The organism is Actinoallomurus rhizosphaericola (assembly GCF_024055675.1).
In the GTDB taxonomy this organism is placed as follows: domain Bacteria; phylum Actinomycetota; class Actinomycetes; order Streptosporangiales; family Streptosporangiaceae; genus Actinoallomurus; species Actinoallomurus soli.
Window position 1 is genome coordinate 56,964 of sequence record NZ_JAMXMW010000006.1, and the last position, 24,911, is coordinate 81,874.

Annotated in this window: 17 protein-coding genes and 1 pseudogene; 13 read left to right on the plus strand and 5 right to left on the minus strand. The window is 72.9% G+C overall.

Annotated features, from left to right (window positions below; translation table 11 throughout):
- Positions 1-103 precede the first annotated feature (103 nt).
- From NE234_RS15775 to NE234_RS15785, 3 genes are read left to right on the plus strand one after another with little or no spacing between them, the layout of a single operon-like run.
- Positions 104-1,366, plus strand: a complete 1,263-nt coding sequence (locus NE234_RS15775) for a sensor histidine kinase (RefSeq protein WP_252781032.1) — start codon at positions 104-106, stop codon at positions 1,364-1,366.
- A complete protein-coding gene (locus tag NE234_RS15780) occupies positions 1,354-2,004 on the plus strand; it encodes a response regulator (protein WP_252781033.1) in 651 nt (216 codons plus the stop codon). Before NE234_RS15775 ends, NE234_RS15780 begins: the two co-directional genes overlap by 13 nt.
- Complete coding sequence (locus NE234_RS15785; RefSeq protein ID WP_252781034.1) at positions 2,001-2,837, plus strand: DUF4097 family beta strand repeat-containing protein; 837 nt, start codon at positions 2,001-2,003, stop codon at positions 2,835-2,837. Before NE234_RS15780 ends, NE234_RS15785 begins: the two co-directional genes overlap by 4 nt.
- 27 nt (positions 2,838-2,864) lie before the next feature.
- Here NE234_RS15785 and metG read toward each other — a convergent pair whose 3' ends face one another.
- Positions 2,865-4,439, minus strand: coding sequence for a methionine--tRNA ligase (gene metG, locus NE234_RS15790; protein WP_252781035.1), 1,575 nt, complete (start codon positions 4,437-4,439; stop codon positions 2,865-2,867).
- Positions 4,440-4,684: 245 nt separating this feature from the next.
- On the opposite strand from metG, the gene NE234_RS15795 reads away from it, so the two are divergent.
- From NE234_RS15795 to NE234_RS45935, 3 genes and pseudogenes are all read left to right on the plus strand, one after another.
- A complete protein-coding gene (locus NE234_RS15795; protein ID WP_252781036.1) occupies positions 4,685-5,200 on the plus strand; it encodes a hypothetical protein in 516 nt (171 codons plus the stop codon).
- Between the two features lie 293 nt (positions 5,201-5,493).
- Positions 5,494-6,144 (plus strand): maltokinase N-terminal cap-like domain-containing protein, encoded by a 651-nt coding sequence (locus NE234_RS15800; RefSeq protein ID WP_252781037.1) that lies wholly within the window; start codon positions 5,494-5,496, stop codon positions 6,142-6,144.
- A 12-nt stretch (positions 6,145-6,156) separates the two neighbouring features.
- Positions 6,157-6,974 (plus strand): annotated as a pseudogene (locus NE234_RS45935) (NADP-dependent oxidoreductase).
- Between the two features lie 53 nt (positions 6,975-7,027).
- Here the strand turns inward: NE234_RS45935 and NE234_RS15815 are convergent.
- Complete coding sequence (locus NE234_RS15815; RefSeq protein WP_252781040.1) at positions 7,028-7,495, minus strand: MerR family transcriptional regulator; 468 nt, start codon at positions 7,493-7,495, stop codon at positions 7,028-7,030.
- Between the two features lie 77 nt (positions 7,496-7,572).
- Here NE234_RS15815 and NE234_RS15820 point away from each other — a divergent pair, with 77 nt between their 5' ends.
- From NE234_RS15820 to NE234_RS15835, 4 genes are all read left to right on the plus strand, one after another.
- Positions 7,573-8,421 carry an SDR family oxidoreductase gene (locus NE234_RS15820; protein WP_252781041.1) on the plus strand — a complete coding sequence of 283 codons (849 nt, stop codon included), beginning with the start codon at positions 7,573-7,575 and terminating at the stop codon, positions 8,419-8,421.
- A gap of 24 nt (positions 8,422-8,445) precedes the next feature.
- On the plus strand, positions 8,446-8,877 hold the full coding sequence (locus NE234_RS15825) for an Rrf2 family transcriptional regulator (protein WP_252781042.1): 432 nt from the start codon (positions 8,446-8,448) through the stop codon (positions 8,875-8,877).
- A 67-nt stretch (positions 8,878-8,944) separates the two neighbouring features.
- The gene (locus tag NE234_RS15830; protein WP_252781043.1) at positions 8,945-9,679 is read left to right on the plus strand and encodes an NIPSNAP family protein; all 735 of its coding nucleotides are present in this window, start codon (positions 8,945-8,947) and stop codon (positions 9,677-9,679) included.
- A 17-nt stretch (positions 9,680-9,696) separates the two neighbouring features.
- The gene (locus tag NE234_RS15835; protein ID WP_252781044.1) at positions 9,697-9,837 is read left to right on the plus strand and encodes a hypothetical protein; all 141 of its coding nucleotides are present in this window, start codon (positions 9,697-9,699) and stop codon (positions 9,835-9,837) included.
- A 58-nt stretch (positions 9,838-9,895) separates the two neighbouring features.
- Here the strand turns inward: NE234_RS15835 and NE234_RS15840 are convergent, their stop codons facing one another.
- The 3 genes from NE234_RS15840 to NE234_RS15850 all read right to left on the minus strand — a co-directional run bounded on the left by NE234_RS15840 (position 9,896) and on the right by NE234_RS15850 (position 20,132).
- Positions 9,896-11,926, minus strand: a complete 2,031-nt coding sequence (locus NE234_RS15840; RefSeq protein ID WP_252781045.1) for a LamG-like jellyroll fold domain-containing protein — start codon at positions 11,924-11,926, stop codon at positions 9,896-9,898.
- Between the two features lie 320 nt (positions 11,927-12,246).
- Positions 12,247-13,560, minus strand: coding sequence for a crotonyl-CoA carboxylase/reductase (ccrA, locus tag NE234_RS15845; protein WP_252781046.1), 1,314 nt, complete (start codon positions 13,558-13,560; stop codon positions 12,247-12,249).
- An 8-nt stretch (positions 13,561-13,568) separates the two neighbouring features.
- Positions 13,569-20,132, minus strand: coding sequence for a type I polyketide synthase (locus tag NE234_RS15850; protein ID WP_252781047.1), 6,564 nt, complete (start codon positions 20,130-20,132; stop codon positions 13,569-13,571).
- Between the two features lie 166 nt (positions 20,133-20,298).
- Between NE234_RS15850 and NE234_RS15855 the strand changes: the two genes are divergently transcribed.
- Genes NE234_RS15855 through NE234_RS15865 form a run of 3 tightly spaced genes read left to right on the plus strand, consistent with a single transcriptional unit; the run spans position 20,299 to position 24,859 of the window.
- The gene (locus NE234_RS15855; RefSeq protein WP_252781048.1) at positions 20,299-21,831 is read left to right on the plus strand and encodes an MFS transporter; all 1,533 of its coding nucleotides are present in this window, start codon (positions 20,299-20,301) and stop codon (positions 21,829-21,831) included.
- A 5-nt stretch (positions 21,832-21,836) separates the two neighbouring features.
- Entirely contained in the window at positions 21,837-23,132 is a 1,296-nt protein-coding gene (locus tag NE234_RS15860) for a glycosyltransferase (protein ID WP_252781049.1), read from the plus strand.
- The gene (locus NE234_RS15865; protein ID WP_252781050.1) at positions 23,129-24,859 is read left to right on the plus strand and encodes a fatty acyl-AMP ligase; all 1,731 of its coding nucleotides are present in this window, start codon (positions 23,129-23,131) and stop codon (positions 24,857-24,859) included. The genes NE234_RS15860 and NE234_RS15865 overlap by 4 nt, the downstream gene beginning before the upstream one ends.
- The last annotated feature ends 52 nt before the right edge of the window (positions 24,860-24,911 follow it).

Here is a 24,911-nt window from a genome sequence, read left to right on the forward strand (position 1 = left end):
GTCAGTCACGCCGCTTTCCGACCTCGGGGTGGTACTGGCTTCACCTCCGGCCGGGCATCCGCTCCATGGCCCGACGGGATCCGCCCGAAATAGAGTCGGCCCCATGACTTCTGCGGTCGCCCCGAACCGCGCCTCCCCCTCCTGGACCGACCACCTCCCGTGGTCGCGCGGCGCCTGGCGGAACACGACGTTCGTCACGGCCGGAGTGCCCGTCCACGCCCTCACGGTGGCGCTGATGTCCCTGCCCTGGGTCGGCGCGCCCGTCGCACTGCCGAAGGTCCTGCTCGCCACCGTGCTCTCGCTCGCGCTGCCGTTCGCCGCGCTGTGGCCGCTCAACGTCGCGCAGCGGAGCCGGTTCTGGGGGCTGCTCGCGGTCGACGTGCCCGCCCCGCCCCGCGGCCGGCGCGACTTGCGCGCCGTCCTCCGGTCCGGGACGACGTGGCGGGCGCTGGCCTACCACGCGCTGGCGGGCCCCCTCCTGGCTCTCGGGGGACTGCTGGTCGTCGTGATGTGGGCGACCGGCTTCGGCCTGGCGGGGCTGTACGCGTACGCGTGGGCGCTGCCGCCGTACAGCCCGCTCTACGTCCCGGAAAACCAGAAGTTCATCAACGTCCTCACCGTGTGCGGCGTTCTTCTCCTGATCGTCACGCCCACCGTCGCGGCGCTGGTCGCGCGGCTGGACGTCCGCGCCGGCCTGGCCCTGCTCGGGCCGAGCCGTACCGAAGAGCTCGAACGCCGCGTCGAGGACCTCGCCGAGAAACGGGCCGGCGTCGTCGACGCGGCCGACGCCGAACGCCGCCGCATCGAACGCGACCTGCACGACGGCGTGCAGCAGCGGCTCGTCTCGCTCGCCATGAACCTCGGCCTCGCCCGGGAGACGCTCACGGACGTCCCGGACGACGCCATGCAGGTGATCGCCGAGGCGCACTCCGAGGCCAAGGAGGCTCTCACCGAACTCCGGAACGTCGTACGGGGCCTGCACCCGGCCGTCCTCGACGACCGGGGCCTGGACGCGGCCCTTTCGGGCATCGCCGCCCGCGCCCCCCTGCCCGTCAGGCTCCGGGTCGACGTGCCCGAACGCCCCGCGCCGACCGTCGAGGCGGTCGCGTACTTCGTCGCCTCCGAGGCCCTCACCAACGTCGCCAAGCACGCCCGCGCCTCGCACGCGGAGGTCGTGCTGACCCGCGAGGAGGACGTGCTGCGGATGACCATCACCGACGACGGGATCGGCGGCGCCGAACCCTCGAACGGCACGGGCCTGACGGGCCTGCGGCAGCGCGTGGCGTCGGTCGACGGTACGTTCCGGATCACCAGTCCGGCCGGGGGGCCGACCGTCATCACCGTGGAGTTGCCGTGCGCATTGTGATCGCCGAGGATTCCGTCCTGCTGCGAGCCGGATTGATCAAGCTGCTCGAGACGTCGGGATTCGAGATCGCGGCCGCCGTCGACGACGCCGAGGGCCTGCTCACCGCGGTCGAGGAGCACCGGCCCGACCTGGTGATCGCGGACGTGCGGATGCCCCCCGGCTACTCCGACGAGGGCGTAAGGGCGGCGCTCGTCATCCGCCGCCAGTGGCCCGACATCGCCGTGCTGCTGCTGTCGCAGTACGTCGAGGAGCGGTACGCCGCCGACCTCCTCGCGACCAACACCAGCGGCGTCGGCTACCTGCTGAAGGACCGGGTCGCGGACGTGTCGTCCTTCCTCGACGCCCTGCGCCGGGTGGCGGCCGGCGGCACCGCCCTGGACCCCGAGGTCGTCGCCCAGCTGCTCGTACGCCGCCAGAGCGACCCCCTCCAGGCCCTCACCCCGCGTGAGCGGGACGTGCTCGCGCTGATGGCCGAGGGCCGCTCGAACAGCGGCATCGCCCAGGCGCTCGTGGTCAGCGAGAGCGCCGTCGCCAAGCACATCAACAACATCTTCGCCAAGCTCGGCCTGGTGGAGGGCGCGGCCGCCGACCACCGCCGCGTCCTCGCCGTGCTCCGCTTCCTGGAGGGCGGATCGTGATCACCGACGTGCCGCATACCCGTGAGTCCGCGATCGAGGCGGGCCCGTCGCGTCCGCGCCGCCGGGGCCTGTGGACCTTCGTCGCGGCGCTGACCGCGTTCGTCGTCGTCGTGCCGAACGGCGTGCAGATGTGCGGGCGGCTGCTCCGCCAGACGCAGCGGAGCCGCCTCCTGTCCGTCCAGCACCGGATCACGGCGCTGGAGGTGGACATCGGCGATGGCGACCTGTCGGTCAGCGCCGGCGGCACCGGCGGGGTGACCGTGGACCAGACGCTGAAGTGGGCGACCCACAAGCCGCACGTCCAGGCCACCTGGGCGGGCACGACGCTGCGGCTCAGGGGCCGGTGCGATGCGTGGGCGCCGCTCTCCAGCCTCTCGTGCAGCGTCGGCGTGCACGTCCAGGTTCCGGCGGGCGTGGCGCTGCAGGCGACGTCCACGTCCGGCACGGTCGCCGCCGACGGGCTCGCCGGCCCCGTACGGCTGTCGACCTCCTCCGGCGTCGTCTCCCTGCGGAACCTCGCCGGGCCGGTCTGGGCGCGCGCGGACTCCGGCGTCATCGAGGGGACCGGGCTGCGGTCCGGCCGCGTGGACGCCGGACTGTCCTCCGGCGCCCTCGGGCTGACCTTCGCGCAGGCCCCCCAGGAGGTCACGGCGCGGGCCTCCTCCGGGTCGGTCGCCGTCTTCGTTCCGCCGGGACAGCGCTACCAGGTGACCACGAGGTCGTCCTACGGCTCCCCGGGAGTCGAGCGGGGGCTGGCCGACGACACCGCGACCCGCCGCATCGACGCCCGGACCTCCTCCGGCTCGATCGAGATCCGCTACGCCCGCCCCTGACCGAGCGTTCCGTACAGCGCTCGCCGATCACGGGCCGGCGAGCCGCGGGAAGACCGGTGACGGGGCGGGTAGGCGGCCGTCGGCCGCCGCGCACTGCCTCGCGATGCGATCCGCGGCGTCCGGCAGGAACGGCGACAGCTCCTCGCCGAGCGTCCGGCACGCGTGCAGCAGCACCGCGAGGGCCGCGTCGAGGCGCCGGCCGGCGTCGCGGTCACCGGCCCGTTCGGCGCGCGCGAGCTCCCACGGGCGTACCTGTTCGACGAACCGGTTGGCCGCGTCGGCGATCGCCCGTACGGCCTCCGTCGCCGCCCGGAGGTCGAACGCGTCGAGCGCGGCGGCGACGAGCGCGGGCGCCCGGTCGCACGCCGCGACCACCTCGCGGGACGGCGCGTCCGGCAGCCGTCCGGCGTCGCGGGGACGCGTCTCATGGTCGAGGAGGACCTCGCCACCGGAACCGGGGAGGGCGGGCGGGCGGCCGTCGCGGTAGCGGTGCAGCATCGCGACCACCCGGTTGACGAGGTTGCCGATCCCGTTGGCGAGCTCGTCGTCGGCGCGCGCGATCAGCCGATCGTGGGTGAAGTCCGCGTCGCCGGCCCGCGGCACCTCGCGCAGCAGCCACCAGCGGACCGCGTCGGTGCCGTACGCGTCGACGAGCGTGACCGGATCGACGGTGGTGCCGCCGGACTTGCTGATCTTGCGGCCGTCGGCGGTGAGGTAGCCGTGGACCAGGATCTCCGTGGGCAAAGGCAACCCGGCCGACAGGAGCATGGCCGGCCAGTAGACCGCGTGGAAGCGGACCACGCCCTTGCCCACGAGGTGGATCCGGCGGTCGGCCGCCGACCACCAGCGCCGCAGGCCCGCGTCGCCGGTGCCGTACCCGAGCGCGGTCAGGTAGTTGCCCAGGGCGTCCCACCACACGTAGACGACCTGGCTCGGATCACCCGGCACCGGGATGCCCCAGCCTCGGGCGCGGGCGACGGAACGCGAGACGGAGAAGTCCTCCAGCCCGCCCGCGATGAAGCCCAGGACCTCGTTGCGGCGTTCGGCCGGCTCGACGCGCAGGCGACCGCTCGTGATGAGGTCGTGCAGCCGGTCGGCGTAGCGGGACAGCCGGAAGAACCAGTTCTCCTCGGCCACCCGCTGCGGCTCGGTCCCGTGCTCGGGGCAGCGGCCGTCGTCGAGCTCGGCGGGGGTGTAGAACTGCTCGCATCCGACGCAGTACAGGCCCTCGTAGTGCTTGCGGTACAGGTCGCCCGCGGCCTCGCACGCCCGCCAGAACCGCTCGACACCGGCCCGGTGCCGGGGATCGCGGCTCGTGTGGACGACGTCGTCGGCCGAGACGTTCAGGGGCCGGTGCAGCGCCGTGAACGCCGCCGCGTTCCGGTCGACGAACTCCTGGACCGGCACGCCGGCCCGCTCGGCGGCCTGCACGTTCTTCAGCGCGTTGTCGTCGGTCCCGGCCTGCAGCCGGACGTCGTCACCGCGCCGGCGATGATGCCGGGCCAGCACGTCGGCCTGTACGAGTTCGAGCGCGAACCCGACGTGCGGGCGCGCGTTGACGTACGGGATCGTGGTGGTGACGTAGACGTGGGATCGGGTCATCGGAACCTCCCGGGAGAGCCGGGGCTCCGATGCGCGGGAACGAATCGAGGCCCCGTGTTCAGGGCCTCGGATCTCGTGCGTCCGTCAGTGGCGGCGGCCCCGTGCGGGGCGCATCATCACCTGACCTGTGGACGTGTTCATGCCTCCACCCTACGGCCTGCGGCCCGGTACGGCACGGCGATTTCTCGGTCACGCAGAGCGGCCAATCCGTTACCCGCGAGGCCCGGTGGGGTTAACGTCGTTCCATGACCGACAGGATTGAGAGCGACTCGCCGGACCGTGAGTACCTCGACGAGTTCGGTGATCTAGACCTGGCCGTCGAACTCGTCCGAGGGCTGAACGACGAGCTGGGCGAACCGGATGATCGGTTAACCCGACGTCTGCAGGACCGGTTCTCGAGCGAGCAGGCCATCGACGACGTCCGCACCGGCTGCATGACGCTCCTGATGTTCCTCGGCGCGACGTTCCCCGAGCCGCCGCTCGACTTCATCCCCGCCGCCGTCCGCAAGATCCGGAAGCTCGGCGTCGTCCCCGAGGACGTCCTCCCGATGATCGCGGGCGGGATGACCGCGGCGTTCCTCCGCATCTCGCCGAACGGGTGGCGCGACGCCCTCGGCCCGGTTCCCCGCGCCGAGTCGCTGGCCTGGGTCTACGCCGCCTGGGCCCTGGTCAACTACGTCGACTTCTGCCTGGAGGAGAAGGGCGCGGCGCTCCGCCACCTCGACGACCTCGTGAACGAGGTGCTGGACGCGGACGGTTAGCCCCTGCCGGGAGTCGATCGGGCCCTGGCCCGCGGTCATCCCGGCGATCGCGGTCATCGGTGGCACCGGAGCCGCCCTGCCGATCGGCATGCCCGCCGGTCTCTACCCGGCGACTCGCGCCGCCCGTCTGCCCCGGTGGAAGCCCTCGCCCTGTGAAGCCGCCTGCGCCGAGGGTTTCCGTCGTTCGAACGACGGAAACCCTCGGCGCCGGGCCGACACAGACAACCGGCGTAGGCGGGCGGCGGATGGGAGGATGCGAAGGTCGTGCCGACCCAACGGAAGAGATCCTGAGCATGGCCGTCATCCATCACACCACCCTCAGGCCGACCAAGCTGGAACTGCTGGCCTCCTGGCTGCCCTCCCGGCCGTGGTACCTCGGCGGCACCGACGAACCGGACCTGGCCAAGGCCGGTGGCTTCCGGCTGGACGACCCGCAGGGTGCGGTCGGGATCGAGTTCATGGTGGTCACCGACGCCTCCGGCGCTCGGCCGACCGCCTACCTGGTGCCGCTCACCTACCGCGGCGCCCCGCTCGACGGGGCGGAACACGCCCTCGTCGGCACGATGGAGCATGGGGTGCTGGGGCGGCGCTGGGCCTACGACGGCTGCCACGACCCGGTACTGGTCACCCAGTTGCTGGCTCTGATCGAGGGCCGGGTCCAGGCCCAGGCCCAGAGCATCAGCGACACCCCCGACCTGGAGGTCACCCGTTCCTACACCGGTGACGGCCTGGCCACCACGGATATCCGCCCGACTCCCACCGACGACCGAGAGGCCACTGAACTGCCCATCTCGCAGGGCGCGATCCTCCATCTGCACCGAGTCCTGCGCCCCGCCCCGGACGACGCTCCTCTGCCAGAGGGAGCGGCCGGCCACGTAGCGGGTCCCTGGCGAATGCCGGACGGCACCCGCGAGCAGGGACTCTTCGCCACCGTGCGCGTCTGACTCCGTCGCGAGATCCGCATCCGCGTCGCGGCGGCCAGTGTCAATCCCGTCGACTGGAAAGTGCGTTCCGGCGCGGTGCGCGAGGTGCTCCCCGTGGACCTGCCCGCGATTCCGGGGCGTGATGCCGTCGGCGTGGTCGACGAGGTCGGTGAGGGCGTGCAGGGGGTGGGCATCGCGACCGTGTCTTCGGGCTGGGCGGCGTCACCGGCGCGACAGCAGAGTCGGCCGTCCTCTCGGCCTGGGCCTACGCGCCCACCACGTGGACCGACGAGGAGGCCGCCAGTGCCGGTCTGGCATCCGTGACCGCGATGGGCGGGCTGAAGGCGCTCGGTCCCCTGCGAGGGCGCACCCTTCTCATCGAGGGCGCCGCCGGAGGCGTGGGCAGTGCCGCGGTCGAGATCGCGGTGGCTCAGGGCGCCACCGTGATCGGGACGGCCAGCGAGCGCAACCACGAGTTCCTCACCTCTCTCGGAGCCGTTCCCACCACCTACGGCACCGGCCTCGCGGAGCGCCTCGCCACCCTGGCTCCGGACGGTGTCGACCTCGCGCTCGACACCGCGGCCTCCGGGTCCCTCGCCGATCTCATCGCGATCGTGGGCGACCCTGCTCGCGTATTGACGGTCGCCGACTACGCCAACGCGCATCGCCTGGGCGTGCATCTGGCCAACGCGGAGAACGACCCCACGCTCCTCGCCGAGGCGGGCGAACTCGGCCGACAAGGCCGCTATACCCCGCGCATCGAGCGGACCTACCCGCTCGAGCAGATCGCGGAAGCGCACACGTACGCCGAGCGCGGGCGCACGCGGGGGAAGATCGCGATCCGCATCTGAGCTCCCACCTGCCATCGCACTGCGCTCATCGTCGTCCTGCGCTCCGATTCCCGCTACGTCTCACACTGCTGCGCGGAGTCAGCGGACCAGTCGGGAACCCGGTCGCATTCGGGGCCGTTGCGCCACAGGCCGTCGGCCGTGCCCGCAACGAGATGCCGGGCATAGATCTCGACCTTCGCGTGAATGACGCTGAGAGCCTCCTGCAGGTCGGCGACCTGCTGCTGGACCTTCGCCTCGTGCCGGCGCAGGATCTCGAAGCGCTCCGCCTCGTTGCCGGCGCCCTCCCGCACCAACTCCGCGTAACGCCGGATCTCGGGCAACGGCATCCCCGACGATCGCAACTTCGCGCACACCTCCAGCCAGGCCACGTCCCCCTCGGTGAACACGCGCCGGCCTGCGGCGTTGCGCCGCACGGGAGGGAGCAGCCCCTCCTGTTCGTAGAAGCGCAGGGTGGGAGTGGTCAGACCGGTCCGCGCGCTGACCTCGCCGATGCTGAGCGCGACCTTCTCGGTGTTCGCCATGCACGCCACTATACGAATTTGACTTCAAGTCGACTTGAACTCCTAGCGTCGATGGCGACATCGACGAAAGGAAGATCGTGTCCACTACCTGGTTCATCACCGGCACGTCCTCCGGCTTCGGCCGTCTGCTCACCGAGCGGCTGCTGGCACGCGGCGACCGCGTCGCCGCGACCCTGCGCCGACCCGAGGCGCTGACGGATCTGCGGGCCCAGTACGGCGACCGCCTCTGGCTCGCGCAACTCGACGTGACCGATCCCGAACAGGTGCAGCGGGTCGTCACCGAGGCCTTCGAGACGCTCGGCGGCATCGATGTGGTCGTCAACAACGCCGGCTACGGCGTGTTCGCCTCCGTCGAGGAGGCGGGCGACGAGCAGATCCGGCGAGTGATCGACACGAACCTGCTCGGCTCGATCCGCGTCATCCGCGCCGCACTGCCGCATCTGCGCGCTCAAGGACGCGGACGCATCCTGCAGGTCTCGAGCGCCGGAGGTCAGACCACCTACCCGAACTTCAGCTACTACCACGCCTCGAAGTGGGGGATCGAAGGCTTCTGCGAGACGGCGGCCCGCGAGATCGCACCGTTCGGAATCGGCCTCACCATCGTCGAGCCCGGGGCGACGCCGACCGGATTCGGCAGTGGCCTCGACACCGCGCCCATCATGCCGGAGTACGAGAACACTCCGGCGGCCGAGGTGCGCCGCGCGATCGCCGACGGGTCCTTCGGCCTCCCCAACGATCCACAGAAGATCGCGGACGCGATGATCCACCTTGTCGACTCCGGTGAGACGCCGTTGCGCCTTCCCCTCGGGTCCGACACCTACGACGACGTGCGGGCGTCGCTCGTCGCCCGGCTCGCCGAACACGATGCGCACTGCGACGTCGCGTTCTCCGTCACCAGGGACGACCTGACGCGACGCGACCTGTAACGTTCTTTGTTACAGGAGGTGGCCATGGCGGCGAACAGCCGGCTCACGATCGCCGTGCACGCTCTCGCATGGCTGGCGCTGGCGCAGCGACAGGGGCGAGAGCAGCTCACGTCCGACCAGGTCGCCGCGAGCATCAACACCAACCCCGTGATCATCCGCCGTAGCCTCGGCGAGCTTCGCCGGGCGGGCCTCGTCAGCGTCCGCCACGGGCCCGGGGCCGGCTGGAGCCTCGCCCGGCCTGCGGAGGAGATCTCCCTCGCCGAGGTCTACGACGCGGTCGAGCGGGATTCGCTGTTCGGCCTGCACCACACCGAGCCGAATCTCGAATGCCCGGTCGGCAAGGGCATTCGGCCGGCGCTCGGGGCGATCTACGAGGGCGCCGAGCAGACCCTGCGGCGGGAGCTGGGCCGCACGTCGATCGCCGACGTGCTCCGTCAGACCCTGCGGGTGAGCTGAGCGACCACATCCCTGCCAGCCACCGGGCAAAAATGTAATAAGCTTTGTTACAGAAAGGACGTCGCCGATGAGCGGAGCCCGGTCGCAGGTCTTGGAGCTGCGGCAGTACACGTTGCACGACGACGCGCGCGACGTGCTGATCGATCTCTTCGAGCGGGAGTTCGTCGAGTCGCAGGAGGCGACCGGCACCGAGGTGATCGGCCAGTTCCGCGACGTGGACGCCGCCGACCGGTTCGTCTGGCTGCGCGGTTTCCCGGACATGCGGAGCCGGGAGGCCGCGCTCCGCGCCTTCTACGGCGGTCCGGTGTGGGCGGCCCACCGGGACGCGGCCAGGGTCACGATGGTCGACACCGATGACGTGCTGCTGCTGCGGCCCGTGGACGAGGACTCCGGCTTCCCCGCGCCGAGCGGACCGCGACCGCCGGTCGGCCGGGCGGAACCGCCGTCCTCGCTGGTCGTCGCGACCCTCTACCGCCGCGACCGGCCGTTCGACAAGGAGTTCGCCGAGTTCTTCCGCCGCCGGGTGCGGCCGGTGCTGACCGAAACGGGTGCCGCGCCGCTGGCGTACCTGCAGACCGAGCACGCCGAGAACACCTACCCCGCGTTGCCCGTACGGACCGGCGAGAACTTCTTCGTGTGGTTCGCCCGGTTCGCCGGCCGGGACGACCTCGCCGGGCACCTGGGGCGGCTGGAGCGTTCACCCGCGTGGCGCGACGACGTGCTGCCGAAACTGTCGGCCGTCCTCACGGGCGAGCCACAACGGCTGACGCTCGCCCCGACCGCGCGGTCACTCCTGCGCTGAGCTGGTCGCCTGCCCGGATGGCCGAGGGCAGCGGCGGCTCGGCGTGGCGCCCCGCCCCGGACGACACGCCGGAGGGAGCGGTAGGCCACCTGGCGGCCCCCTGGCGGATGCCGGACGGCACCCGCCAGCGGGGACTCTTCGCGGTCGTGCACCCCTGATCCCTGGTCTGTGCCGAGGGTTCTCGTCGTCGCGACGCCGCCCGGTCCTTGACGCCCACTAGGCGTTCATGAACTCACGGGGCGACAGCGCCCGGTCGGTGATCCGCACGTCGCCGATGGTGCCGTGGAAGACCTGGTTGACCGCGCCGGCCCATTGGTATCCGCCGAGCAGGAACGGCATCTTGAGCGTGGTCAGGCCGATGGCTTCGCTGGTGGGGTTGCGTCCCTCTTCGCAGCCGTTGACATAGAGCTTGATGATCCGGCCGTCGTTGGTGACGGCGACGTGCCACCACTGTTCCTTCTGCAGCAGGTGGCTCCAGGCGGTCGTCGCTCCGTTCTGGTTGAGCGGGTAGGCGTTCCACTGCAGCTCGATGGAGCTTGACAGGCTGAGGGTGAGGACGGGCTCGTCCGCGGTGGCGGAGGGGCCGTTCTTTCCGGCCTGGCCGGCGCTGCCCGCCCGGCTCAGCATCGATGACCAGCCGTTGCGCCCCCCGTCCCAGTCGGCCGGCACCTTGAAGAACACCTCGAACGTGTAGCCCTTGGCGAAGGTCTCCTGGTTGATCGGCGCGCGGTCGACCGTCTGGAGGTAGGCGCCGCTGACCGGGTTGCCCTGACCTGCGAAGACCAGGCCGGCGTGGCCGGGCTGGTCGGGGTGGTGGTCGTCGGTCCAGGTGAGCGCGTGCGCGGGAGTGCCCGGCACGCTGCGCAGGACCAGGTCGTTGCCGTTCCCCGCCTGGTCCTTGACCACGGTGTTCGCAGCGACGTCGCCGCCGACGGCGCCGCCGTTGTCGAACCGCCAGTAGGCGAGCGTCCCGCGTACCAGCATCTGACGCGCGGGGCGGGCCTTGCGCGGCGGCACCGGCGCGAAGCCGGCGAAGCGCTCGTCGAAGTCGATCGCCATCGAGAAGTAGTCGACCGGCGAGGTCAGTTCCATCTCCTCCGCGGCGAGGGAGTTGGCCTCCTGCCTCGCGGCCAGCTCCCGGATCCATGGCGAGAAGGTCGCGACGTCGATCCTGCCCCTGTCGAGGTCGAAACGGTAGGAACGGATCATTCCGGCACCGCCGTAGTACCGGTCCTGGTAGTTGGTGATGTGCAGGTGCACGTCGTTGCCGTGGCTGTTCTTCATCACGGTCGAGCCGGGCGGCCAGTAATGCCCGTTGAGGGTGAGGAAGATCTGGTCGTTGTTCTTGATCAGGTCGTCCCACATCTGCTGCCCGTAGTCGGACAGCCCGGCCGTGCCGTCATCGTACGAGCCGACGATCTCATGGGTGGTGACGATCACCGGCAGGGTCGGGTTCGCGGCGATGACCGCGTTGGCCCAGGCGAAGCCCTTCTGCGACATCCGCCAGTCGAGCGCGAGGAGCATCCAGGAGCGGCCGCCGGCCCGGAAGATGTGGCAGGTGTTGTAGCCGTCCGGGCTGGAGGAGTGGTAGCTGGGAGTCTTGCGGGCCCGCGCGGAGCTGAAGGTGTCCAGGTACGGGGTGGCGCCGCGCTGGTCGTCTCCGTGGACATCGTGGTTGCCGGCCAGGACGCTGTACGAGGCGCGCGCACGGTCCAGCATGTCGAACACCTTGGTGGCCGCGGCGTACTCCTCGGTGAGGCCGTTCTGGGTCACGTCACCGAGATGGGCCAGGAAGACGATGTTCTCGTCGCCGCCCCCCGCGCGGCCCTTCGGGTCGAGGACGTAACGGAAGGACGCCTCCATGGGGACCGGGTGAATCCTGTCCTGGTCGAACATGTACTGCGTGTCGGGCATGACGACCAGGGTGAAACGGGTGCTCTCGGGGTCCGGCCTCCACTTGCCGCGCGGCGCCGGAGTCATCGCGGTCTGACCGTACGGGTCGCGGTCCGCGCCCGACCTGCTTCCCGATGCGTACGCGGGCGTCGCGCCCAGCAGGCCCGCGGCTGCCGCACCTGCGCCGAGAACGCCGGCTCCGCGCAGGAACCTGCGGCGGCTCGACGCGGCGATGCCGTTCCCGTCGAGGTCTGCGGTGCGGGGGCAGGCGCAACCGGCCGCGTGCTCGTCATGCCCGGTGTGCTCGGTGGCCGCCGCCTGCGCCTCCTCCTGGTCGGGTTTCGGAGTCGTCATAGGGAGTGATCCGGTTTCACCGGTGTCGCCGCCGCCCGCAGGAGAGCTGTGCATTTGTGCTCCAATGTCGGAATTCAAGCGCAGCTACGGTACGGCCGATCATGGAACGGCGGCCTTGCGCGCCGGATACCGGATACCGAACGCTCAGCCAACAGCATGACCGCCACGGAAAGTACTTTTACGGCTACAGCGACGGCTCCGGCCGGTGACCCGCACCCACCTGAGCCGAGCGGGCTGTTCGACCGGCGCGGCCCGCCCATGCCGAGGGTCTCCGTCGTCGGAACGACGGAGACCCTCGGCGGCGGTGACCGGCACGGCGGTCAGCGGCGGTACAGCGTCAGGTTCTCCTCCCCTACGCGGTCGCGGAGGGCCGGGTTCTCGATGCCCTGGCCCTCCTTCTCGGCGGCGACGAGGAGGCCGACCTTGCCGATGTGCTGGTTCGTCTGGACGGCGCGGGTCGCCTCGCCCGCCTCCGCCAGGGGGTAGACCGTGGACAGCGTCGGGTGGATCATGCCGAGGCCGATCAGGCGGTTGGTCTCGACGGCCTCGTGGTAGTTGAAGCCGTGGCTGCCGACGATGCTCTTGATGTTCATCCACAGGAACCGGTTGTCGTACTCGTGCCGGTAGCCCGTCGACGATCCGCAGGTGACGATCTTGCCGCCGCGCCGGGCGACGTACACCGACGCCCCGAACGTCTCCGCGCCGAGGTACTCGAACACGATGTGCGGGTCCTCACCGGTAAGGGACCGGATGCTCTCGCCGAGCCGCCGCCACGCCTTCGGGCTGCGCAACCCCTCGTCGCCGAGTTCGAGTTCGCTGCGGTTGATGACGTGCTCGCAGCCCTGCCGGCGGACCAGGTCGGCCTTCTCCTCGGAGCTGACGACCGCGACCGGGATGCCGCCGCCGTTCCTGACGAGCTGCACGGCGTACGAGCCGAGGCCGCCGGTGCCGCCCCAGACCAGCACGACGTCGCCCTGCTTCATGCGGGCGCCGTGCGCGCCGACCAGCATCCGGTACGCCGTCGCGGCGCACAGCGTGTTGGCCGCCGCCTCCTCCCACGTCAGGTGCGCGGGCTTGCGGATCAGCTGGTTCGCCTTGACGACCGTGAACTCCCCGAACGCGCCGAAGTTGTTCTCGAACCCCCAGGCCAGGGCGTGGCTCGACACGCCGTCCTCCTGGCTGGCGGGCTCCTGGTCGTCGATCACGCCGGCGTGGACGACGACCCGGTCACCGACCTTGAAGTTATGCACGCCGTCGCCGACCCGGACGACGACGCCCGCGGCGTCGGAGCCGAGGATGTGCCACGGCTGGTCGTGCCGGGCGCCCCACGGGCCCGTACGGCCGAGCTTCTCCAGGAACGCGAAGGTCGGGATCGGTTCGAAGATCGCCGACCAGACGGTGTTGTAGTTGATCGCCGCGGCCATCACCGCGACGACGGCCTCGTCCGGGGCCGGTTCGGGCATCTCGACCTCGCCGACGTGGATCGAGCGCCGGACGTCCTTGTCCGTCTCGCCGTCGAAGATGCCCACCTCGTCCTTGAGCGTGTGCGCGGCACGGAATCGCGTCGGCAGCTCGCAGGCGAGCAGTTCGGCGGGTCCGGCACCCGCGCGGACCGCTTCGAGCAGATCGGACATGGAACCTCCTACTGGATGAGCAGTGCCCCCAGGTGGCCGGCGAGGGCGTGCACTGCGGGCGGATCGAGCAGGTTGAGGTGGTGGGCGCCCCGGATCGGGACGACGTCCAGGCGGGGGCAGAGGTCGCCGAAGCCGTTGGTCTCGTCGAGCTCGTAGCGGGCGTCCCGTACGGTCCAGGGCGTCGGCTCGGTCGCGCGGTACAGCACCACGCGGCCGTCGTACGGCTCGGGCCGGTACGCCTCCAGGGACCGCGTGTCCTCGTGCGAGGTGAGCTGGTGGTGCAGGATCGCGGGCGGCAGCTTCTCCATGAGCGGCGCGGCGCGCTCCATCACGAGGGCGAGCTGGGCGTCCTCGCCGAGCGGGCGCAGCTCCTCGACGTCGAGGACCACGCCCAGGTCGTACGTCTCGTTGAGGTAGGCCGCGAAGTCGGCGTACCGGCGGGCCGCGGCCTCGCCCGGGTCGTCGGCGCGGCGGGGGATCCCCGCGTCGATCAGCGCGAGCAGCTCCACGTCACCGAGGATCCGGGCCGTCTCGTACGCCACGACGCCCCCGAAGGACCAGCCGCCGAGCCGGTACGGGCCCTCGGGCTGCGCCTCGCGGATCAGGTCGGCGTAGCGCGCGGCGCGCTCCTCGACGCTCGGCGCGTCCGCGAACCGCTCCAGCCCGAAGAACGGCCCGCCGACCAGCGTGGCGAGCTGCCGGTACACGCCCGTCGTCCCGCCCGCCGGATGCACGCAGAAGAACGGCCGTCCACGCGCTGCCGAGGTGAGCGGCCGGACGATGCGGCGCGCGGCCTCCTCCTCGCCCGCCCGGATCACCGAGGCGAGGTGCTCGACCGTCGGGTGGGCGAACAGCTCCGCGTGATCGATCGGGCGGCCCACCTCGAGCTCCAGGATCTCCAGGACCGTACGGGCCTGGTCCTCGCGGCCGCCGAGGGCGAAGAAGTCGTCGGTCGCCGACACGCGGTCGGCGCCGAGGACGCGTTCGAAGACGCGGACGACGAGGCGTTCGGCCGCGTCGCGGGCGTCGACGAACCCCGGGCGCGTTCCCGCCGCCGGGGCGGCCGGCGACTCCGGATCGGCCAGGCCCAGCTCGGTGAGCGCCCAGGTGGTCAGGACGTTCACGCTGCCGCCCTGCAGCAGGACGGTGGCGGGCACGGTCAGCCCGAGGTCGTGTTCGAGCGCGCTCTTGATGCGGACCGCCACGAGCGAGTCCAGCCCCAGGTCGGTCAGCGACTGCGCCGGATCCGGGGCGAACCCCAGGACGGTCGCGACCCGCTCGGCGACCCGTCCCCGAACCAGCGCGCGGGCGGCGGACGGCTCGGCCGCGCGCAGCGCCTCCGCGCCCGGCCAGTCGTCCTCGGCCTCGGGCAGCGCCTCGACCAGCGCGGAGAAGTACGGCATCCGGCCGAGTTCGGGGAACGCCGCCACGGCCTGCCGCGGGTCGAAGCGGAGCACGCCGGTCGCCGGCCGGCCGTGGGCGAGCAGCGCCTCGAACGCCTCCGCGCCCTCCTCGGGCGTGATCGGGTCGATGCCGCTCGCGGGACCGCCGCTCAGGTTCGCCGCGCCGCCGACGCGGGACCAGGTGCCCCAGTTGATCGTGTACGCGGGCACGCCCCGCTCCCGGAGCGACCCGGTGAGGGCGTCGACGGCGGCGTTCGCGGCGGCGTACGCGCCCTGGCCGGGCGAGCCGAGCAGCGCGGCGGCCGAGGAGTACACGACCCACCAGTCGAGGTCACGGCCGCGCGTCGCCGCGTACAGCCGGTACGCCCCGTCGACCTTCGGCTCCCAGACCCGGCGCAGGTCGGCCGCGTCGATGTCGGTGAAGATGCGGTCGGCCAGCCCGCCGGCCGCGTGCACGACGCCGCGCAGCCGGTCCCCGGCGGCGGCGACCATCCGCTCGGCGACGCCGGGCGCGGCGACGTCCCCGAGGACGACCTCCACCTCGACGCCGCTCTCGCGCAGCTCGCTGATGGCCTTCTCCGCCTCCGGCGGCGGCCCGTTCCGCCCGGACAGCACGATCCGGCCCGCACCCCGCTCGGCCAGCAGCCGGGCCGTGACGAGCCCGAGACCGCCGTACCCACCACTGATCACGTACGCGGCCCCACGCCGCACGACCGCACGCCGCCGACCGCCACCGGGACGCCCCCCGTCGGAGCGCCCCTGACCGGACCCGCCCACGCGGCCGTCGTCACCGAGTCGGCTGCCGCCGAGACGCCCCTCACTCCGGCCGCCGTGAACGGGACCGCCCACGCGGCCGTCGCCGCCGTGGCCCCCGTCGAGTCGGCCGCCGTCGAGGCGGGCGACGGCGAGCCGGGCGACGTACCGCTTGCCGCCCCGCCGGGCGATCTCGGTGTCGGCGGGCCGGGCGCGGAGCTCGGCGGCGATCGCCTCGACGGCCGCGTCCGGCGGGCCCTCCGGATCGAGGTCGAGGTGGGTGGCGCGCAGGCCCGGCGTCTCGAACCCGAGCACCCGGACCATCGCGCCGGCGAACGCCTGTCCCGGGTCGCCCTTGCCGGTCCCGGTGGGGCGGAGGGCGCCCCGGGTCACCAGCCACAGGCGCGGCGGCACGGACCCGCTGGTCAGGCCGCGTACCAGGCCGGACACCGCGAGGACGAGACGTTCGTCGGTCAGGTCGGCGGGCGGCAGGGTGACGACGTGGGCCGGAACCTCGGCCGCGGTCACCAGGTCGCGGGCCGAGCGTTCGGCGCCGACCCAGTCGTCGATCTCGCGGACCACGCCGTCCGGTAGCGCCCCGGCGACCGGGTCACCGGGGGCGGCCAGCACGACGGCGTCCGCGAACGGGTCGCCGTCCGCCGCCCCTGCCGCGGATTCCTCGGCCTCGGAAGCGACGGCGGCGGGGGTTCCGGCGGTCGAGGGATCGGCCGGAGTCGCGTCGGCCGATTCCCAGGTGAGCTCGGCCAGTTTCGCGCTCAGCGGCACGGGCAGGTCCGTGCGCCCGTACGAGCGCATCCGGATGTCGGTCGCCTCGGCGAGGGTCCGTCCGCCTTCCCCGACCAGGCGGAGGCCGACCAGGCGGCCGTCGTCGGCCGGGGTGAGGCGGATGAGGCAGCGGCCGCCGTGCCGCGTCGGCCCGTACACCCGCAGGCCGCCGATCGACTCCGGCAGCCAGGCGCCTTCACCGAGCAGGTCGGCGGCCGCTGCCAGGCAGCGGCCGAAGACGTCCGGGTGAAGCCGGAAGTGCCGGTTGCCCTCTGCGGCGGGCCCGATCTCGACCTCGGCGGCCACGCCGAGGTCGTCGATCGGGTCGCCGGTCTCGTCGGCCGGGCGGGCGGGGCGCGCTGAGACGGTGGCGGAGGCGATCGGGGTCCAGGTGGCGGCGGGGGTGCGGGTGTGGATCTCGACGGTCGCGCCGTCGTCGGCCAGGGTGACGGACGTGGTGAGGGTCGTGTGCTCGTCCAGGGGCACGGGCCGGTGCAGGTGGAGTCCGGAGACGGCCGCGTCCGGGCCGAGCAGTTCGGTGCCGGCGGCCAGCGCGATCTCGGCGTACGCGGCGGCGGGCAGCAGGGGGTGGCCGAACGGGCGGTCGGCCCACGGCGAGGCCGCCGCGCCGACGTCGGCGCTCCAGACGTGCCGGTCCTCGCCGGGGAGTTCGACGTGCGCGCCGAGCAGGGGGTGCAGGCCGGTCGCGCCGCGCGGGGTCGCGTCGATCCAGTGCCGCCGGTGCTCCCAGGCCGGGGCGGGCACGTCGATGACGTGGCCGTCCGGTGTGCGGGCGGGCAGGTGGCCGTGGACGGTCAGGGTGGCGAGGGCCTCGTGGAAGGTCACGGTGTCGTCGGCCTCGGGCCGTCGCTCCTGGTCCGGGCGGTGGGGCGGGCGGCGCAGGGTGGGGACGACGAGCGCGCCGTCGGCGGTCTCGGTGATCGCCTGGGCGAGCAGCGGGTGGGCGTTGACCTCGACGAACGCGGTGAACCCGTCCTCGGCCGCGGCGGCGACCGCGTCGGCGAGGCGTACGGTGCGGCGGGCGTTCGCGGCCCAGTAGTCGCCGTCGAAGGCCGGGGCCTCGCGCGGGTCCTCCAGCACGGTGGAGTAGAAGGGCACCTCGGCGAGGCGGCCGCGGACGTCCGCGAGCCGGACGCGCAGGGGGTCGAGGATGGGGTCGACGGCGGGCGAGTGGCCGGCGCCCTCCGCCTGGACGACGCGGGCGAGCAGGCCGTCGTCGGTGGCACGGGCGGCGACACGCGCCAGTTCGCCGGCGTCGCCGGTGAGGACGGTCTGCCGGGGCGAGGAGCGGACCGCGACGTGGACGTCCGCGCCGGACCGTGCGTAGGCGAGGGCGTCGTCGGCCGCGCAGCCCATGACGAGCATCGCGCCGCCGCCCTCCTCGGCGATGCCGTCGAGCAGCCGCGCCCGGCAGGTCATGACCGTGACGCCGTCCTCCATGGACAGCGCGCCGGCGACGACGGCCGCGGCGGCCTCGCCCATCGAGTGGCCGATGACCGCGCCGGGCTCGGCGCCGTACGAGCGCAGCAGCGCGGCGAGGCCGATCTGCAGCCCGAACAGCGTGGTCATCGTGCGGTACACGCCGGTGACCCGTTCGCCGCTCTCGAGGGTGTCCCACAGCGAGAAGCCCGCCTGCGCGGCGAACGGCCCGTCGAGCGCGTCGATGGCGGCGGCGAACGCCGGTTCGTCGGCGAGGAGGCGGCGTCCCATGCCGGGCCGCTGCGCCCCGTACCCGGAGAAGACCCAGACCGGTGGGGCGTCACGGGCGACGGTGACGCCGGTGATGCGCGGCGCGCGGAGTGCCGCGGCGAGGGCCGTACGGTCGCGGCCCACCACGGCGGCGGCCGCGCGGCCGCGCCCGAAGCGGCGGTTCAGCGTGCGGGCGACGTCGGGCAGTGCCGCGTCCCCGGCCTCCAGCCAGTCGGCGAGGCCGGCGGCGTACGGGCCGATCCGGCCGGCGTCGACGTCGGAGAGCAGGAGGGTGTGCACCGGCGGTTCGCGGCGGCGGCGCGGGCGTTCGTCTTCGGCGGGCGCCGCTTCGAGGACGACGTGCGCGTTGGTGCCGCCGAACCCGAAGCCCGAGACTCCGGCCAGGGCGGGTCGGTCACGGGTCTCGGGCCAGGGCGTCTCTTCGGCGGCGACGGCGAGCCCGAGGGCGTCGAAGTCGATGTGCGGGTTCGGCTCGCGGTAGTGGAGGCTCGCCGGGATCCGCCGGTGCGCGAGCGCGAGCACGACCTTGATCAGTCCGGCGACACCGGCGGCGGCCTCCAGGTGGCCGAGGTTGGACTTGACCGACCCGATGAGGACCGGCGGGCCGTCGGGGTCCGGGCCGCCCAGGGCGGCGCCGAGGGCGCGGGCCTCGATGGGGTCGCCGAGGAGGGTTCCGGTGCCGTGCGCCTCGACGTAGTCGGGGCGGCCGAGCCCGGCGTACGCGGCGCGGAGGACGGCGACCTGGGCCTCGGCGTTCGGCGCGACGAGTCCGGTGGAGCGGCCGTCGGAGTTGACCGCCGACCCGCGGACGACCGCGAGCACGCGGTCGCCGTCGCGCCGGGCGTCGGACAGCCGCTTGAGGACGAGGGCGCCGCAGCCCTCGGCGCGGACCATGCCGTCCGCGGACGCGTCGAACGGCTTGCAGCGGCCGTCCGGGGCGGTCGCGCCGCCCAGGTCGAACGTCTTGGTGATCAGCGGGGACAGCAGCACGTTGACGCCGCCGGCGACGGCGAGATCGCTCTCCCCGGCGCGCAGCGACCGTACGGCCAGGTGCGTCGCGACCAGCGACGACGAGCAGGCCGTGTCCACGATCATGGAGGGGCCGCGCAGGTCGAGGAGGTAGGACAGGCGGTTCGCGACGATGCTGAGCGCGGCGCCGGTGGCGGTGTAGGGCCGCAGCGGCGCGGTCCCGGTGACATAGCCGTACTCGGGGGCGGACACGCCGACGAACACGCCGGTGCGGCTGCCGCGCAGGCTCGGGGGCGCGACGCCCGCGTGCTGGAACGCCTCCCAAGCGACCTCGAGCAGCAGCCGCTGCTGCGGGTCCATGACGTCGGCCTCGTCGGGCGTGATGCCGAAGAACCGCGAGTCGAAGCCGGCGACGTCGTCGAGGAACCCGCCGAACCGGGTGACGTCCTCCAGCGTGCCGTCGTCGAAGGGATCCCAGCGGCCGTCGGGCACCGCGCGGATCCCGTCGCCGCCGTCGAGCAGAAAACGCCAGTAGGTCTCCGGTCCGGAGACGCCGCCGGGGAAACGGCAGCCGATTCCGATGACGGCGATCGGTTCGTCGGAAACGGCCGAAAGTGGCGGCGCGTCATTCACCGAATCACCGTACGGAGCGGAGAATTCACCCTCGGCTATCACGTCGGTGAGACGGGCGATGGTCCGGTGTTCGTAAAGGAGGGTCGCGGGCAGTCGCGCGCCGACGAGCTTTTCGAGTTCGCCCGCGATGGCGACCGCGTCGCGCGAGGTCAGGCCCAGTTCGTCCAGCGGCCGGTCCGGGTCCACCTCGGTGGCGGGCACCTTGCACCGGCTCGCCACGGCGTCGACGAGGAAACGGCGGATCGCCGGTTTTCCCGGTCGGCGGGGGCCGGGTCCGCCCGGCTCGGTAGCCGCCATTTGTGCTACCCCCATTACGCACGGTCACTGATGAAACAACGCGGAAGAGTGAACACCGTGTCTTATCCGGCATGAGTCTCGATGCGCACAAAGGTCACTTTTCTCTCAGCTGCCTTATCACCGCGATGACAAGACTCACCGTGGTGAATATGGCCTTATAGGTCGAATGACCCGCACGCGACATGGATGGACGCTCACTGTGATCGCGGTCGCCGGGTTCATGACCACACTGGACAACACGGTCGTGAACGTCGCGCTGCCGTCGATCCAGCGTGACCTGCACATCTCCCTGTCCGCCCTGGAATGGGTCGCGACCTCGTACATCCTGATCTTCGCGAGCGTCATGCTCGCCGGCGGCCGCATGGCCGACGTGTACGGCCGCAAGCGGATCTTCCTGATCGGCCTGGCCGTCTTCACGGCGGCGTCCGGGCTCGCCGGGCTGGCCGGAAGCGCCGAGACGCTGATCGCCGCCCGCGTCGTCCAGGGCGCCGGCGGCGCGCTGGTCATCCCGGCGGGGCTGGCGCTCGTCACCGTCGGCCGTACCGAGCGGGAACAGGCGCGGGGCACCGTCGTCTGGGTCGGCTCCGCGGCGCTCGCGCTCGCCCTCGGCCCGGTGGCCGGCGGGTACATCGCCCAGCACTGGGCCTGGAACTGGATCTTCCTCATCAACCTCGCGCCCGGCCTCGCCGTCGTGCTGCTGGGCGTGTTCGTGATCCCGGAGTCGCGGGACACCACCGCGGACGGCGTCGACCTGCCCGGCATGCTCGCCTCCGGCACCCTGCTGTTCGCCGTCACGTACGCGCTGAACGAGGTCGCCTCCCACGGGTGGGGCAGCGGCGTGGTGCTCGGGGCCTTCGCGCTGGCCGCCGTGGCGATCGTCGCGCTGGTCGCGGTCGAGCGGTGGGCGCCCACGCCGATGATCGACCTGGTGTTCTTCCGCAGCCGGGCGTTCACGGGCGGGGTCGCGGTGCAGATCCTGTGGGGCGTCGGCTTCAACGGCGTGCTGTTCTACGCCTCGCTGTTCCTGCAGCAGGTGCTGCGGTTCTCCCCGACGAAGACCGGCTCGGTGTTCCTGCCGCCGGCCGTGGTGATCGCCGCCCTGACGCCCGTGTCGTTCTGGGTGGGCCGGAGGATCGGCGCCCGGTCGACGATCGCCTGGGGCCTGTTCCTCATGGCCGCCGGGATGGCGGCGTTCGCGCTGCTGCGGCCCGGGGACGGCTACGCCGACCTGCTGCCCGGCGTGGCCCTGATCGGCGTCGGCTCCGCGCTGAACATGCCGCTCACCGGCTACGTCCTGACGTCGATCCCCGAGCAACGTTCCGGCGTCGCGGGCGGCATCCTCAGCGTCGGCCGCGAGGTCTCCGGCGCCTTCGGCATCGCGATCATCGGCGTCATCATCTCCGCACGGCAGCGGTCCGAACTCGCGTCCGGGAAGGGGCACGCCGCCGCGTTCCAGCACGCCACCTCGGTCGGGCTGCTGTGCGGCGCCGGCCTGGTCTGCCTCGGCGCGCTCATCGCCTTCGCGACACTGCCCGCCCGCCCGCGCCGCGCCCGGCACGCCCGCCCGTACGGTCCGGCCCGGGACGAGATCCGGCGTGAGACCTGGAGCGAGACCCTCGATGACGTCCCCGGCGTCGCGGAGGCGCCGGAACGGCCGCCGCTGCGGGCCTGGTCACCGCCTGCCGAGAGCGTGCGGTGACCGGGGTGCGGCGCGACATCGTCATCTTCGCCGCCGGCTCGCGGGGCGACGTCCAGCCCTGCGTCGCGCTCGGCCGGGGCCTGGCCGAGCGCGGCCACGGCGTCCGGCTCATCGTCGCGGCCGGCCAGGAGCCGCTCGCCGCCGGGCTGGACACCTCCGTCCTGTCCGTCGACCCGGCCCGGCTCCTGGAGACCGATGAGGTCCGCGAGTGGCTGCGACACGGCCGCAACCCGCTCGGCTTCGTCGCGGGGTTCCGGCGCGTGATCCGGCCGATGGCCGAGATGCTGCTCGGCGAGATCCTGGCCGGCTGCAAGGACGCCGATCTGCTGATCTTCCCGACGCTGGGCTTCGTCGGGCACCACCTCGCCGAGTACCTCGGCATCGACGACGCGCTGATCCACTTCCAGCCCAGCCAGCCGACCGGCGCCTTCCCGCACCCGCTGGTGTCCCGCGCGTACGGCGCGAACCGGCTGAGCTACCACCTGGTGGAGCAGCTCGCCTGGCAGCTCTCCCGCCCCTTCCTCAACACCTGGCGGCGCGACACGCTCGCGCTGCCGAAACTCCCCCTGGGCGGCCCGATCCGCACCGTACGGGACGTTCCGGTGCTGGCCTGCTTCAGCGAGGCCGTCGTTCCCCGGCCGCCCGACTGGCCCTCGCACGTCCACGTCACGGGGTACTGGTTCCTGGACGAGCCCTCGTGGACGCCGGACCCGCGGCTCGCCGACTTCCTCGCCGCCGGGCCGCCGCCGGTCTACGTGGGGTTCGGCAGCATGACGCCGCCGCACCCGGAGGCGATGGCCGCGACGGTACGGGCGGCGCTGCGCGCCGCGGGCGTGCGCGGGATCCTCGCGTTCGGGGAGGACGAGGCGGGCGACGACGACGTCCTGGTGGTCGGGGACGTGCCGCATTCGTGGCTGTTCCCCCGGATGCTGGCGGCCGTGCACCACGGCGGCGCGGGCACCACCGCCGCCGCGCTGCGGGCCGGGATCCCCGCCGTCGTCTGCCCGTTCTTCGGCGACCAGACGTTCTGGGGCGGCCGAGTGGCGGCGCTCGGCGCCGGCCCCGCCCCGCTGCCGATCAGGAGACTCGCGCCGGAACCGCTCACCGCGCGGATCACGGCGGCCGTGGGCGACGAGCGGATGCGCCGCCGGGCGGCGGACCTGGGCCGGCGGATCGCGGCGGAGGACGGCGTCGCCCGCGCCTGCGCCGCGCTGGAGAACGCCTGCGGGGCCGGGGCGGCCCGGCGCGTCGGAGACGGCCCGGGGGCGGCCGGGAACCAGGGAAACGGGGATGATCGATGACGAGCTTCGTGCACCACCTGCGCACCCAGGTCGCGCGCCACGGCGACGACCGCTGGTACGCGCTGGTCGACGAGCACAAGGGCGAGCTCGTCGAGCTCGAACGCGTGACGTTCGCGGAGCTGGACGGCCGCGCGCGGTCGGCCGGCGCGTGGCTCGCCGGCGCCGGACTGGGCGGTGAGGCCGCGCTGCTGCTCTACCCGACCGGGCTGGAGTTCCTCCGTGTCTTCCTCGGCTGCCTGTACTCGCGGGTCATCGCCGTGCCGTCGCCGCTGCCGTCCACCGACCCGCGCGCGCTCGAACGCGCGGAGGGCATCATCAAGGACGCCGACATCCGGATGGTCCTCACCGACACGGCGAACGCGCCGATGCTCACCTCCTGGCTGCGCGAGAGCGGGCTGGACGGCCGGGTGACGTGCGTGGCCACCGACGCCGCCGCGATGCCGGACCCCGACGCGTGGGAGCCGCCGGAGCTGGAGCCGGGCGCCCCCGCGTACCTGCAGTACACCTCCGGCTCCACGAGCGAGCCGCGCGGCGTACTGCTGTCCCACGGCAACCTGCTGCACAACTCCGCGCAGATCTACACGATCCTCGGCCGCCCCGAGGACGGGATCGGCGCGGGCTGGCTGCCGCACTACCACGACATGGGGCTGATCGGCCTGCTCCTCCAGCCGCTGTACGCGGGCGGCAGCCTGGCGTTCGCCTCACCCGTGTCGTTCGTGATGAGGCCGGCGCTGTGGCCGCGGATGATCAGCCGGTACCGCGCCCAGTACACCGTCGCGCCGAACTTCGCCTACGAGTGGCTGGTGCGCGGCGTCAAGGACGAGCAGCTCACCGGCCTGGACCTGTCCTCGCTCGCGTGGGCGCTCAACGGCGCCGAGCCCGTCCGTACGTCGACGCTGGAGAAGGTCGTCCGGCGATTCGGCGAGGTGGGGTTCCGGCGGGAGGCCTGGGCGCCGGGCTACGGGATGGCCGAGGCGACGCTGCTGGTCACCGGCACCCAGCGCGGCCGTGGCCCGGTCGTCGGCCGGTTCGACCCGGCCGCGCTAGAGCAGGACCGCGCCGAGCCCGCCGCCGAGGGAGTGGAGCTGGTCGGGTGCGGCCGGCCGATCGACCTGACGGTGCGGATCGTCCACCCCGAGTCGGCCGAATCGCTGCCCGACGGCCGGATCGGCGAGATCTGGGTCGCGGGCGGCAGCGTCGCCCTCGGGTACTGGCAGCGCGCCGAGACGACCGGGGAGACCTTCCGGGCGCGCCTGGCCACCGGGGAAGGGCCGTTCCTGCGCACCGGGGACCTCGGGTTCGTCCACGACGGCGAACTGTACGTCACCGGCCGGCTGAAGGACCTGATCATCGTCAACGGCCGGAACATCTATCCACAGGATGTGGAGGAGGCGAGCCGGGACGTCCATCCCGCCGCCCGCGCCGCCGCCGCGTTCGGCGTGGAGGCCGGGCGCGAGCACGTCGTCCTCGTCCAGGAGGTACGACCCAAGGACCTGGGCGACCTCACCTACGCGGACCTCGCCCGGCGGATCAAGGGGGAGCTGGCCCGTGCGTTCGGGCTGCCCTCGATGAACGTCGTCCTCGTCCAGCGCGGCGGCGTCGGCAAGACCACCAGCGGCAAGATCCAGCGGCGGCGGATGCGCGAGACGTTCCTGGCGGGCCGGATCACCCCCCTCCACGCCGAACTCGAACCGGAGCTGCGCGCCCTCATCCCCACCGGTGAATGACGCCCGCCGACCGGCCGGGCCCCCCGCACCCGGCGCACGACCTTACGGAGGC

Coding starts and splice junctions, on each gene's coding strand:
- metG (WP_252781035.1), bottom strand. CDS start 4,439: ATGACCCGATCCCACGTCTACGTCACCACCACGATCCCGTACGTCAAC.
- ccrA (WP_252781046.1), bottom strand. CDS start 13,560: ATGTCCGATCTGCTCGAAGCGGTCCGCGCGGGTGCCGGACCCGCCGAA.
- NE234_RS15775 (WP_252781032.1), top strand. CDS start 104: ATGACTTCTGCGGTCGCCCCGAACCGCGCCTCCCCCTCCTGGACCGAC.
- NE234_RS15855 (WP_252781048.1), top strand. CDS start 20,299: ATGACCCGCACGCGACATGGATGGACGCTCACTGTGATCGCGGTCGCC.
- NE234_RS15835 (WP_252781044.1), top strand. CDS start 9,697: ATGGCCGAGGGCAGCGGCGGCTCGGCGTGGCGCCCCGCCCCGGACGAC.
- NE234_RS15865 (WP_252781050.1), top strand. CDS start 23,129: ATGACGAGCTTCGTGCACCACCTGCGCACCCAGGTCGCGCGCCACGGC.
- NE234_RS15830 (WP_252781043.1), top strand. CDS start 8,945: ATGAGCGGAGCCCGGTCGCAGGTCTTGGAGCTGCGGCAGTACACGTTG.
- NE234_RS15825 (WP_252781042.1), top strand. CDS start 8,446: ATGGCGGCGAACAGCCGGCTCACGATCGCCGTGCACGCTCTCGCATGG.
- NE234_RS15840 (WP_252781045.1), bottom strand. CDS start 11,926: ATGACGACTCCGAAACCCGACCAGGAGGAGGCGCAGGCGGCGGCCACC.
- NE234_RS15795 (WP_252781036.1), top strand. CDS start 4,685: ATGACCGACAGGATTGAGAGCGACTCGCCGGACCGTGAGTACCTCGAC.
- NE234_RS15815 (WP_252781040.1), bottom strand. CDS start 7,495: ATGGCGAACACCGAGAAGGTCGCGCTCAGCATCGGCGAGGTCAGCGCG.
- NE234_RS15800 (WP_252781037.1), top strand. CDS start 5,494: ATGGCCGTCATCCATCACACCACCCTCAGGCCGACCAAGCTGGAACTG.
- NE234_RS15850 (WP_252781047.1), bottom strand. CDS start 20,132: ATGGCGGCTACCGAGCCGGGCGGACCCGGCCCCCGCCGACCGGGAAAA.